Raw genomic sequence first — 12,406 nt, 5'->3', positions numbered from 1 at the left:
ATCGAATGCTTAACAAAAAAAGTGCGATCCCTTTATATAACCAACTTGTAATGTTACTCATTGACTACATTAAAACAAGCTTAACGGAAAATGAAAAGATGTTATCAGAACGTGAAATCTGTGACAAGTATAATGTAAGTCGTACGACCGTTCGCGCCGCCTTGAGTGAATTAGAAGAAACAGGCTTTATTTACAAACGACATGGAAAAGGAACCTTTGTTTCTGGTCTTTGGAAAGAGATGAAAAATCTATCTAATGCTTTTAGTTTTACAGAACAGATGAAGCAACTTGGAAAAAGCCCACATACAGATATTCTTTCCTTTGAAAAAGTAAAAGCAATTCCTTATATAGCTGAAAATTTACAAATATCAACCAACGATGAAGTTTATAAATTAAAACGTCTCCGTTCAGCAGACAATATGAAAATGTTATACGAAACAAGTTTTATTCCAGCAAATTTGTTTCCTAATTTAACGGTTGAATTGTTAGAAACGATGCCGCTTTATGATTTATTTTCAGATAGATACCAGCAAGAAATCAAATATGCGGATGAAGAGTTTTTTGCTTCTCTAACACAGGAAAAAGAAGCAAAACGTTTAGACGTTCCATATGGGGCTGCTTGTTTACGTATTTTTAGAACAACCTATAATAATGATAATAAAATTATTGAGTATACAATTAGTGTTGCTCGGGGTGACCAATTTATTTATAAAATACAGCATTTCAACAAACGACTAGGAGGAAATTAAAATGTTTGAATTAAACAAGAAAGAATTAGAAAAGTTAGGTGCAGAAATTACCGTTCGGGAAATCAAGCAGCAGCCTGAAATATGGCAAGAGGCCTTTGAAACTTACAAAGGACAAGCTGATAATATTGAAAAATATTTGAATCAATTAAAAGAAAAACATCAAAAATTACGCGTTATTTTAACGGGTGCTGGTAGTTCAGCTTATGTAGGCGATACGGTTTTACCTCACTTGAAAGAAGTAGGCGATGAATCCGCATTTGATTTCCAAGCAGTTCCAACTACTAATTTAGTAACGAATCCAGCTAGCTACTTTAAAAAAGATGCGCCTACTATTTTAATTTCCTTTGCTCGTAGTGGGAACAGTCCAGAAAGTATCGCGAGTGTTGAATTAGGAAGTCAATTAGTTGATGATTTTTATCAGATGACCATCACTTGTGCGCCAGAAGGACAACTAGCCAAACGTGCGGAAGGTGACCCAAACAATCTACTTTTAATGATGCCGGCTAAAACAAATGATCAAGGTTTTGCGATGACAGGTAGTTTCACATCTATGACACTAACAGCTGCCCTCGTTTTTGATCCAGCATCAATAGAAGAAAAACAAAATTACGTCTCTCAAATGGAAGCAATGACTGCTGATATTTTCTCCAGAGAGAAAGAAATTCAAGCATGGATTGACCGTGATTTTAACCGAGTTGTTTACTTGGGATCAGGTCCGTTAGCCGGAATTGCCCGTGAAGTGCAGCTTAAAATTTTAGAATTGACAGCAGGAAAACTTGCCACAGCATTTGATAGTTCACTTGGTTTCCGTCATGGTCCAAAATCATTTGTAGATGAGCACACACTTGTATTTTTACTTGTCTCTAATGACTATTACACACGTCAATATGATTTAGACATGTTAAACGAGTTAAACGCTGATAAAATTGCGAATACCGTAGCAGCTGTACAAGTGGAACAAGGTACTAAATTTGAAGGGTCTCACTTTACATTCGCGATGAATTATCAAAACTTACCAGATGCCTATTTAGCACTACCTTACACGGTATTTGGACAAGTTGTTTCCTTATTAGCAGCATTAAAAGTTGATAATAAACCAGATACTCCAAGCCCAAGTGGAACGGTTAACCGGGTTGTTAAGGGTGTCACCATATATGACTATAAAAGATAAATCGATTAAAACTAGTACAAGGGAAGAGGGATGTAGATGATTGGATGTGTCATTACAGGGCATGGTGAGTTTGCACCAGGAATGCTAAAAGCGCTTCAAATGATTGCCGGACCGCAAGAAAAACTTGAAATAGTTGCCTTCAAAGAGGGAGAACCTTTAGAAGAGTACGAATCAGAAGTAAGACAAGCAATTGCGCACACATTAGAAGAAACAGAAGGCGTCATTGTCTTTAGTGATTTACTGGGAGGCACACCCTTTCGAACTGCAATGTTAGCTGCGGCTGATTTTAAAAATGTTCAAGTTTTAACGGGAACGAATCTACCGATGTTAATTGAAATCAGTATGTTACGAATGTTTGAGACGGATGCTGTTAATTTAGCAACGCGTGCTACAGAGATTGGAAAAGAAGGCGTTCAACATGTTCGCTTATCTGATTTAGAACCAGAAAGCCAAGATACCGAAGATTCGGAGGGAATCTAATGGCAAATAGCTTTTGGATATCGATTCTTTCAGCATCAATTGCTCTGATTGTATTGGTTGCGCTCGCAATGATTGTTTATTATTTCGTCAATCTAAAAGGTATGAAAAAAAGACGCGGACATTTTGAAACATTACATCAGTCTTTACAAAAAGGTCAACAAGTTATTTTTAGTAACGGCCTTTATGGAGAAGTGAGCGCGGTCAGAGACGAAACCGTCGATATTAAAGTCAAATCCGGTGCGATTATCACTGTCTCCCGTTTTGCGATTTCAGAAATTATCAAATAAAATCTAATATTTATTAAAAGGAGAATATAAAATGCCAAATATTTTATTAACGCGTATTGATAACCGTTTAATTCATGGACAAGTAGCTACACAATGGAATTCCTCAGTAGGATCGAACTTACTTCTCGTAGCCAATGATAAAGTTGCTGAAGACAAAATGCGACAAGGTTTAATGGATATGGCAGCTCCCAATGGTGTCGCAACACGCTATTTTACTATTGATAAAACAATCGAAGTTATTCATAAAGCAGCCGATCGTCAGAAAATCTTTATTATTGTAGAATCACCAACTGACGCTTTAAGATTAATTGAAGGGGGGGTTCCAATCAAGAAAGTAAACGTTGGGAACATGCACATGTCTGAAGGAAAAAGACAAGTTGCCACATCGGTTGCGGTTGACGATGCAGATGTTGAGGCTTTCAAAAAAATGCAAGAAAAAGGGGTAGAACTAGAGATCAGACGTGTTCCGTCTATTGCTGCAGAAGATACCTCGAAGTTATTTAATTCCTAATTCAAATTGATTGGAGTGGAGAAAAAATATGGATATTAATGTTATTCAAGTCATCCTTGTCTTCCTCGTCACATTTGTGGCTGCGATTGACCAATTTAGCTTTTTAGAATCTTTATATCAACCGATTGTAATGGGACCTGTGGTTGGAGCCGTTTTAGGCGATGTTCAAACAGGTTTGATTGTTGGGGGTACCTATCAGTTAATGACCATCGGGAATATGCCAGTAGGGGGAGCACAACCGCCTAACGCTGTTATTGGTGGGATTATGGCAACTGTTTTGGCAATTAGTTTAAAATTAGAGCCAACGGTAGCGGTAGCAACTGCAGTTCCGTTTTCACTGCTCGGACAATATGCAGTAACCCTTCTCTTTACACTTGCTTCACCCTTAATGACTGTTGCCGACAAAGCAGCTCACGAAGCCAATCCAAAGAAAATTGTTTGGATTAACTTTGGTGCAATGGCTGCAATTGGAGCAATTTTTGGAATTATTGTAACATTATTCTTTGTAGGTGGCGCAACCTTTGGTGAAACTGTTGTTAATGCCATTCCAGAATGGTTAATGGCTGGACTATCAGCAGCTGGGGGCATGATGCGTTATGTCGGGTTCGCAATTCTCTTGAAAGTTATGGTTTCACGTGAACTATGGGGCTTCTACTTTATGGGATTTGCTTTGGCAAACGTTATGGCCGGTATCCCATCAATAAGTGGTTCCGCACTTCTCTTACTTGCCTTTATTGGTTTTGCATTTGCATATTGGGATTTCCAACTTCAATCCAAATTCAAACTAGCACCAAATGATAATATGAGTGGAGGCGACTACGAAGATGGCATATAATATTCCAGATACTTATCAAAATCAAACACCGAGTGAAATGCTTGATAAAAAAACCTTAAACAAAATGGTTTGGCGTTCCCTATTCTTACAAGCGTCATTTAACTATGAACGGATGCAAGCAGGTGGATGGTTATACGGAATTCTACCCGGGTTAGAAAAAATTCATACTAATGATGAAGATTTATCTGCGTCTATGTCTCATAACTTAGAGTTCTTTAATACGCATCCATTTTTAGTAACTTTTGTAATGGGGATTGTACTATCACTTGAACAAAATAAAGCGGATATCCCAACGATTCGTGCTGTGCGTGTTGCAGCTATGGGTCCTTTAGGCGGGATTGGAGATGCTTTATTCTGGTTTACTCTCGTTCCTATTACAGCAGGGATTACTTCAAATATGGCTTTAACCGGTAACCTTGCCGCTCCTTTCATATTCTTAGCAATCTTTAACATTGCTCAGTTCGCGATTCGTTTTATTTTGATGCACTGGTCTTACAAGATTGGGACAGAAGCCATTGGAATTTTAACTGCAAACGCTAAAGAGTTTACGCGAGCAGCAAGTATTCTTGGTATTTTCGTAGTTGGATCTTTAACAAGTTTGTACGGAGCAACTGCTTTGGACATTGTTATTCCAAACGGTTCAACCTTTGAACCTGTTGAAATTACCACAGTTCTTTCTGAGAATGAATTAGCACTTTACGATGACCTTTTATATACCACCAATGAAGAAACGGGTGAAAGAGAACTAGCAGAAGGGTCTGCCGTTAGAGAGCTTTCAAATGGTAACTATTCCGTTACTTATAATGAATTTGACGAAGTACCTGTTGTTATTGATATTCAAGAAATTTTAGATGGTATTTTACCACAAATTATTCCACTTGTATTAACCTTACTTCTTTACTTTATGTTTGTTAAATACAACTGGACACCACTTAAAGGAATTGTCTTCCTCTTGATTCTTGGTTTATTAGGTTCCGGATTCGGAATTTGGCCATCTATCTGGTAAAAGCACAATTAAATTGAGCTCTACAAGTCAAATTGTAGAGCTTCTTTTCTTAAACGAGCTAAAAAAGAGAAAAGCAAGGAGGCTTTTATGCAATATGCGATTGGATTAGATATCGGGGGCACAAAAGTTGCTGCAGGTCTTATATCAAAAGATGGAGAAATTGTGAGTAGCTACTCTGTTAAGAGTGATGTTAGGGATGCAGAAACGATGTATGCCTCTGTTAAAACAGCGATTTCTCAAGTAATGAGTGATGCCTCTCTTGGATGGGAGTCCATTGAAGGAATTGGCGCAGGGGTTCCAGGTTTAGTAGATTCCAAAAAGGGGTTAGCCATTTATCAAGCTAATATTCCGTGGGCTAATTTTCCAGTGTCAAAGCGTTTAAAAGAAGATTTTCCTGTTTCAAACGTAGCTATTGATAATGATGTGCGGATGGCAGCATTAGCGGAATGGGATGAAAAAAAAGTTTCAGATGAAGAATTATTTACCTATATCACTATTAGTACAGGAATAGCGAGTTCTTTTATTCAGCATAAACGCTTTATTCGTGGGGCAGGTTTTTCTGGTGAGGTGGGGCAAATCCCTATTGTTTCACCTTTTGATGGTGAGAAAAAACGCTTAGAAGAAGTCGTCTCTGGCCCAGGAATGGAACGGGCTTACCAATTACAAACAGCTGATAGTGCTATCACTGCAAAAATAATGTTTGAAAATTATCAAGTCGCTACGCATTACCAAGAAATTATCGATGGAGCAGCACAAGCCATTGCAGAAAAAGTGTATGCGATTGTAGCTTTATTGGATCCACACCATATTGTTTTTGGAGGAAGCGTCGCAACCAATAATCCATTCTTCATTGAACTTATCAAAGAAAATATGGAAACATGGCTCTTGCCAGACCAAAAACACATTCTCAAAGATATCTCAATTAGCCATTTTAAACATTTATCAGGTTTAGTGGGCGCTGGAGTGAGTGTTTTCTATACGCTAGATTAGGGGGTGAAGTAAGAAATGATATTAACAGTCACAATGAACCCATCAGTAGATATCGGCTACCGTTTAGAAACCTTTCTATTAGACGATGTTAACCGGGTTACGGATGTCAGCAAAACTGCTGGGGGGAAAGGTTTGAATGTGGCACGTGTGATTCATGACTTAGGTTTAGAAGTGGGTGCGACAGGCATCATCGGTGGAACGCTCGGTAATTTTATAACCGAAAAATTAGCTGAGCAGCACTTACGTGAATATTTCTTTAAAATCAATAAAGAATCTAGAAACTGTATTGCCATTCTGCATGAGGGGAAACAAACAGAAATACTAGAAAAAGGACCTCATATTTCTGAAGAAGAAACAGCAGCTTTTTTAGAATATTTCCAGCAACTCTTAGAAACTGAAAATATTTCTGTGTTAACAATTTCTGGCAGTTTACCAAAAGGTATGACAGCGGATGTTTACAAACGTCTTATCTCTTTAGCAAATCAAAAAGATATACCAGTCGTACTTGATACATCGGGGTCCGTTTTGATTGAAGTATTAGAAGATTCTTCGCTAAAAATTGCGGCAATCAAACCCAATTATGATGAATTAAGTGCCATTGAAAACAAGGAGTTATCAACGAATCCTTCAGAGTGGCAAGAAATACTGGAAACACCACGTTACAATCAGATTGATTGGGTGATTACTTCATTAGGCGCGGCTGGTGCATTTGCAAAACATAAACATGATTTTTATCAAGTATCCATTCCTTCTATTGAAGTCGTTAATCCAGTTGGTTCTGGTGATGCGACAGTAGCTGGAATTGCCGTAGCGCTTAATCAAGCTCTAGCACCTGAGGAATTATTGAGAACAGCTATGACAACTGGTATGCTAAATACGATGGAGATGACAACAGGAACCGTTAACAAAGACTTGTTTCATGAATATTTCAATCAAGTCACAATTAAAAAATTATAAAGGGGTATGAAAATGTTAAAAATAAGTCCAAAAAAATATGCTTACTTAGAAAATCTATCCGATGAAAATCATTTAATTAACGCTTTAGCTATTGATCAACGTGGTTCTTTGAAGAAAATGATTGCCGCAAACAGTTCGAAAGAAGTGGGCGATGAAGGTATTATTAACTTTAAAAAAGAAGTTTCCCGTGAGCTTACTAAATACTCCACTTCCATTCTGTTAGATCCAGAATACGGCATGCCCGCTGCAGAATTACGCGACAAAAATGCTGGTCTCCTCATTTCTTATGAAAAAACTGGTTATGACGTGAATGCTGTTGGTCGCTTACCTGATTTACTGCCAATTTGGTCTGCAAAACGTATTAAAGAAACAGGAGCGGATGCAGTGAAACTTCTGCTTTATTACGATGTGGACGAAGATCAAGAAATAAATGATATCAAGCATGCGTTTACTGAACGTATTGGATCTGAATGTATGGCAGAAGATATTCCTTTCTTCTTAGAAATTGTTACCTATGATGCTGAAAATGATGATGCAAAATCAGCAGAATTTGCAAAAGTGAAACCTCATAAAGTCAATGAATCCATGCGTATCTTTTCAGAAGAACGATATGGAGTCGATGTTTTAAAAATGGAAGTACCTGTAAATATGACTTATGTAGAAGGATTTGCACCAGAAGGAGGAGAAGTTGTTTATACGCGCGAAGAGGCGTTACAACATTTCCGCGATCAATCTGAAGCAACACATCTACCATTTATTTTCCTAAGTGCAGGAGTTTCAGCAGAACTATTCCAAGAAACCATTCGTTTTGCAAAAGAAGCAGAGTCTAAATTTAATGGCGTTTTATGTGGCCGTGCAACTTGGAAAGATTCGGTAGCTATTTTTGCCCGTGACGGTGAAGAGGCAGCAAGAGAGTGGTTGCGTACCCAAGGAAGAAAAAATATCGAAGATTTAAATGAAGTAATTAAAGTAGCCGCACAACCATGGACTGAAAAGGTAAGTGTCCAAGAATAAAAAGTAAAATTATAAGAAAATAGTAGAGTCAGAAACTTAAGTGTTTTTGATTCTACTCTTTTTTTATGAAAAAATGGTTATCGCAATATTAAAAAATCTGATTGAAATAATCATTACTTTGATTTATGATTAAAGCAAATGAAAGCGTTAACAATTACTGTTAATATACCGGGATTAGATGGGGTGAGGATATGAAAGTGACCGTACTAGGTGCAGGAAATTCAGGACTTGCGATGGCAGCACACTTAACCTTAGAAGGGAATACCGTGACATTATGGAATCGAACCGAACAACATATTGAAAAATTGTTGGAAAATCCTGTTATAAATTGTTCAGGAGTTATTAATGGAAAGGCAAGAATTGCATTGGTCACGAGTAATTTGGGAGATGCCTTAGAGGGAGCAGAAATGGTTTTCGTGACAACACCTGCCTTTTCCCATGCAGAACTAGCTAAAAAAATAGGATATGCGTTGTTAAAACCAACTACAATCGTCCTAAATCCGGGACGAACGTTTGGAGCTATGGAGTTTATCCACAGTTTTAAGCAAGTCAATGCCACAGTTAATCCAATTGTTGCAGAAACACAAACTATCATTTATACCTGTCGAAAAACCTCAGATAGAGCTGTTGAAGTTTATGCATTAAAAAATGATGTTCTCATTTCTACGATTGATGCGAATGACAACCAAGCATTAATTACTAGTATGCCGGTTTGTTTGCAAAGCATGTTTATCCCAGCGAAGTCGATGATTGAAACATCAATCGGCAATGTAGGGATGATTCTACACTGTGCACCTATTTTGTTAAATGTTGGGTGGGTGGAGAGTCCGGAAGATAATTTTTGTTATTACCGCACCGGAATTAGTCCAACCATTGCAAGATTTATTGAAAAAATGGATCAAGAACGTATGGAGGTTGCTGAAAAACTAGGTACCCCAGTTGAATCAGTTAAAGAATGGATGAAGCGAACCTACCAGATTGAGGGAAACAGTCTTTATCAAGTGATTCAAAACAATCTGGCTTATGAGAGTATCCAAGCTCCTCAGACGCTCCAACATCGGTATATTACGGAGGATATCCCGATGGGACTTGTCCCTCTTGAAGCAGTTGGAAAAGAAATCGGTTTAGAAATGAAAACTATCCAATTAGTAATTGATTTGGCTTCAAGCCTTTTAGACATTGATTTCCGTCAAGAGGGACGAAATCTTCATGAATTAATAAAGACTAATAATATTTCAGCTTACAAAATTTTACAATAAGAGGTGATGAGATGTTGATAAAAGACGATGAAGTATTTGCGATGATGAAACCATCACTTGATGCTCATACATTAGGTTTAAATGCAGCCAGTGAGTTATTACGTTCCTGTGGTTATCAAGTTATTACAGGTGATGAAGAAGTTTCTCGTTATTTAAATGATATTCGTTATTCATCCAACCAAGAAAAGTTTATTAACTGGTTAAAGATAAATAAAGTAACCCATGTGGCCTTAAGTTACCGATTAGATGAAGAGGTTGCACTGGCTATGGTGGGTTACGTCATGTATGCATTGCGCTCAAATAATCTATGGGATTACCAAGGAGGCCAAATAAGAGGCATTTCTTTTGCTGGGTTACCGAAATCGTGTCGCTTGATTCAAGAACAATTCAGTTCATCCATCTTAACTTTTCAAGGCAGTGAATCACCGCAGGAAACATTAAAAAAATATGGTGTCCCAGAAGAGAAGATTCCTGTGGAAATTTTAGAAGGCAGTAAGCATGATGAAACACTTTTAGATTTTGCTAAAGGCATTATTCAAACGAAATCTTATTTAGATTGGAAACCAATTGAACGGCCTGCTTATCCGGATAAAGGTCACAGAAACGATACGTTAATGAAACGACTTGAAAATAGTTTGACTCCTAATTTTTTACCGTTAATGCGTGCCCATGTGGGTCCCTTTTCGGCTTCTGCTACACGCGAAGAAAATGTAGCAGAATTTCTAAATTGGTGCCAACATCTATCACAAACTGGTTATCTTGATATCCTCTCCATTGGAAGCTCTCAACTGTCACAGTCAAATTTTGGTGAGGATTGGTTGGATAAACCTAACGGTGGAGGCGTACCCATCAACAGTGCGCAAGAGCTGGAACAAATTATGGAAGCTGCAAGTCCGATGCTTGTAAGGACTTATTCGGGAACGCAAAGAATTACAGAAATGGCTAAAATTTATGAAAATCATTTAAATATTGCTTGGCATGCTCTATCTTTATGGTGGTTTAATCGTATGGATGGCAGAGGTCCATATGATGTTTACACGAATTTAGTAGCGCATTTTAAAACGATGCAATATATTGCTACAACAAAGAAACCCTTTGAAGCGAATACACCGCACCATTTTAGTTTCCGCGGTTCAGACGATACCACCTATGTCCTTTCAGCTTTCTTAGCTGCTAAACTTGCTAAGAAAGCAGGAATTCAGACGTTTGTCCTGCAGACCATGATGAATACACCACGTTATACATGGGGTATACAAGATTTAGCAAAAGCACGTGCGACTTTGAAATTAGTAAGGACTTTAGAAGATGAGAACTTTCGAGTACTATTACAGCCACGTGCTGGTTTAGATTATTTTTCACCAGATTTAGAGATGGCACGAATCCAGTTAGCAGCTGTTTCAGCTTTGATTGATGATATTGAGCCACACAATGAACAAAGTCCATCAGTCTTACATGTTGTTAGCTATACAGAGGCCGATCACTTAGCAACTCCAGCTGTTATTAATGAGAGCGTTCAAATCACACAAACAGCTATACAAACCTATCGCCGTTTGCGCCGATTAGGTTTAGTAGCGGATATGAACAAAGATAAAGACGTTATGGAAAGAACAGAAATCTTGTTGGAACGCGTTCAAACGATGATTAGTGCGATTGAAGCACATGTGCCGGACCCTTATTCACCAGAAGGTCTTTATATAATTTTTGCATCCGGATTCATGCCTACACCTTACTTGTGGGCAGAAAAAGAGGAATTTGAATATGCGACTCACTGGGCAACCAAACCTTATCTAGGCGGTGTCTGGGTTATGGATGATAAGGGGAAAGTTGTCTCCGCTGACCAGATAGCAAATCGAGCAATCCAAAATATAAAAGAGATACAATACCGCCTCAAACAAATTAGAAATAAGTTTGTATTATAGAGCCTATCAAGTAAATCTTTTTATAATTTGTCCGATTCGTGTTACACTTAAAAAGTAGATTAACAAATCTAACGAAACTTGGAGGAAATAATTATATGATAATAGGAGTACCTACAGAAATTAAAAACAATGAAAATCGTATAGGGCTAACACCAATTGGTGCTGAGCTGTTGGTTCGTCAGGGCCACACTGTCTTAGTGCAACAAGGTGGTGGTATTGGTTCTGGTTTTGAAGATGAGCAATATATTGAAGCAGGCGCAACTATCGAACCCTCTGCTGAAAAAGTATGGGCAACAGATATGGTTATTAAAGTCAAAGAGCCGCAACCATCTGAATTTAAATATTTCCGTGAAGGATTAATCCTATTTACTTATTTACACCTTGCTAACGAATTAGAATTGACAACAGCTTTAGAAGAATCAGGCGTAACTGCTATTGGTTACGAAACAATGGTTGATGAGAATAATACCTTACCGCTATTAAATCCAATGAGTGTTATTGCCGGACGTTTAGCCGTTCAAATTGGTTCTCACTTCCTAGAAAGCCACAATGGTGGTAAAGGAACATTAATTGGTGGTGTACCAGGCGTTCAAAACGGGAAAGTAGTTATTATCGGTGGTGGTGTTACTGGGCGTAACGCTTTGCAAATTGCTTTGGGAATGGGCGCACACTGTACCGTTTTAGACGTTAAACCAGAGGTATTGGCTGAAATCGAAGAATTATATGGGAATGAAGTTATTACTTTGATGTCAAATTCTGTAAATATTGAAGAAGCATTGAAAGACGCGGATATCGCGATTGGAGCTGTTCTAATACCAGGACGTAAAGCACCAGCGCTTGTAACAGAAGAAATGGTTAAACAAATGGAACCAGGTTCCGTTATCGTGGATATCGCAGTTGACCAAGGTGGTATTTTTGAAACTGAAAGTCACACAACTACACATGATGACCCAACTTATACAAAACATGGTGTTCTTCATTATGCTGTACCGAATATGCCAGGTGCTGTTGCGCGTACGTCGACAATTGCTTTGACGAATGCGACCTTACCATATGCAGCTCGAATTGCTAAGTTAGGTGTTCACGAAGCAGCAACTACCGACAATACAATTTTAACTGGTATTAATGTTTTCAAAGGAAAAGTTACCAACTCCGATGTCGCAGAGTCCCTTGAAAAAGAATACGTTGAAGTTAGTACATTACTATAATAAAACTTCCGGTGCTTTTA

General features: G+C 38.1%; 13 protein-coding genes. All 13 read left to right on the top strand.

Annotation, left to right across the window (positions count from 1 at the left end; translation table 11 throughout):
- The first annotated feature begins 5 nt into the window (after positions 1-5).
- Positions 6-749, top strand: coding sequence for a GntR family transcriptional regulator (locus BW727_RS07015; RefSeq protein WP_062470345.1), 744 nt, complete (start codon positions 6-8; stop codon positions 747-749).
- 1 nt (position 750) lies between these two features.
- Positions 751-1,920, top strand: coding sequence for an SIS domain-containing protein (locus BW727_RS07010; protein WP_062470342.1), 1,170 nt, complete (start codon positions 751-753; stop codon positions 1,918-1,920).
- 36 nt (positions 1,921-1,956) lie between these two features.
- On the top strand, positions 1,957-2,400 hold the full coding sequence (gene agaF / locus BW727_RS07005) for a PTS galactosamine/N-acetylgalactosamine transporter subunit IIA (protein ID WP_062470339.1): 444 nt from the start codon (positions 1,957-1,959) through the stop codon (positions 2,398-2,400).
- On the top strand, positions 2,400-2,687 hold the full coding sequence (gene yajC, locus BW727_RS07000; RefSeq protein ID WP_062470336.1) for a preprotein translocase subunit YajC: 288 nt from the start codon (positions 2,400-2,402) through the stop codon (positions 2,685-2,687). Before agaF ends, yajC begins: the two co-directional genes overlap by 1 nt.
- A gap of 31 nt (positions 2,688-2,718) precedes the next feature.
- A complete protein-coding gene (agaV, locus tag BW727_RS06995; RefSeq protein WP_062470333.1) occupies positions 2,719-3,198 on the top strand; it encodes a PTS N-acetylgalactosamine transporter subunit IIB in 480 nt (159 codons plus the stop codon).
- Positions 3,199-3,226: 28 nt separating this feature from the next.
- Positions 3,227-4,033, top strand: coding sequence for a PTS mannose/fructose/sorbose/N-acetylgalactosamine transporter subunit IIC (locus BW727_RS06990; RefSeq protein WP_062470330.1), 807 nt, complete (start codon positions 3,227-3,229; stop codon positions 4,031-4,033).
- A complete protein-coding gene (locus tag BW727_RS06985) occupies positions 4,023-5,039 on the top strand; it encodes a PTS system mannose/fructose/sorbose family transporter subunit IID (protein ID WP_062470327.1) in 1,017 nt (338 codons plus the stop codon). Before BW727_RS06990 ends, BW727_RS06985 begins: the two co-directional genes overlap by 11 nt.
- 87 nt (positions 5,040-5,126) lie before the next feature.
- Positions 5,127-6,029: an ROK family protein gene (locus BW727_RS06980; RefSeq protein WP_062470324.1), complete on the top strand. Its 903-nt coding sequence runs from the start codon at positions 5,127-5,129 to the stop codon at positions 6,027-6,029.
- Positions 6,030-6,044: 15 nt separating this feature from the next.
- Entirely contained in the window at positions 6,045-6,986 is a 942-nt protein-coding gene (locus BW727_RS06975; RefSeq protein ID WP_062470321.1) for a hexose kinase, read from the top strand.
- A gap of 6 nt (positions 6,987-6,992) precedes the next feature.
- On the top strand, positions 6,993-8,000 hold the full coding sequence (gene lacD / locus BW727_RS06970) for a tagatose-bisphosphate aldolase (protein ID WP_062470318.1): 1,008 nt from the start codon (positions 6,993-6,995) through the stop codon (positions 7,998-8,000).
- Positions 8,001-8,191: 191 nt separating this feature from the next.
- Positions 8,192-9,259 (top strand): NAD/NADP-dependent octopine/nopaline dehydrogenase family protein, encoded by a 1,068-nt coding sequence (locus BW727_RS06965; RefSeq protein ID WP_062470315.1) that lies wholly within the window; start codon positions 8,192-8,194, stop codon positions 9,257-9,259.
- Positions 9,260-9,270: 11 nt separating this feature from the next.
- Entirely contained in the window at positions 9,271-11,178 is a 1,908-nt protein-coding gene (locus BW727_RS06960) for a hypothetical protein (RefSeq protein WP_062470311.1), read from the top strand.
- A gap of 95 nt (positions 11,179-11,273) precedes the next feature.
- Positions 11,274-12,386 carry an alanine dehydrogenase gene (gene ald / locus BW727_RS06955; protein WP_062470307.1) on the top strand — a complete coding sequence of 371 codons (1,113 nt, stop codon included), beginning with the start codon at positions 11,274-11,276 and terminating at the stop codon, positions 12,384-12,386.
- Positions 12,387-12,406 lie beyond the last annotated feature (20 nt).

It is taken from the genome of Jeotgalibaca dankookensis (assembly GCF_002005405.1).
GTDB lineage: Bacteria > Bacillota > Bacilli > Lactobacillales > Aerococcaceae > Jeotgalibaca > Jeotgalibaca dankookensis.
Note: the sequence above shows the minus strand (reverse complement) of the source record. Positions and strands in the feature narration are given on the sequence as shown.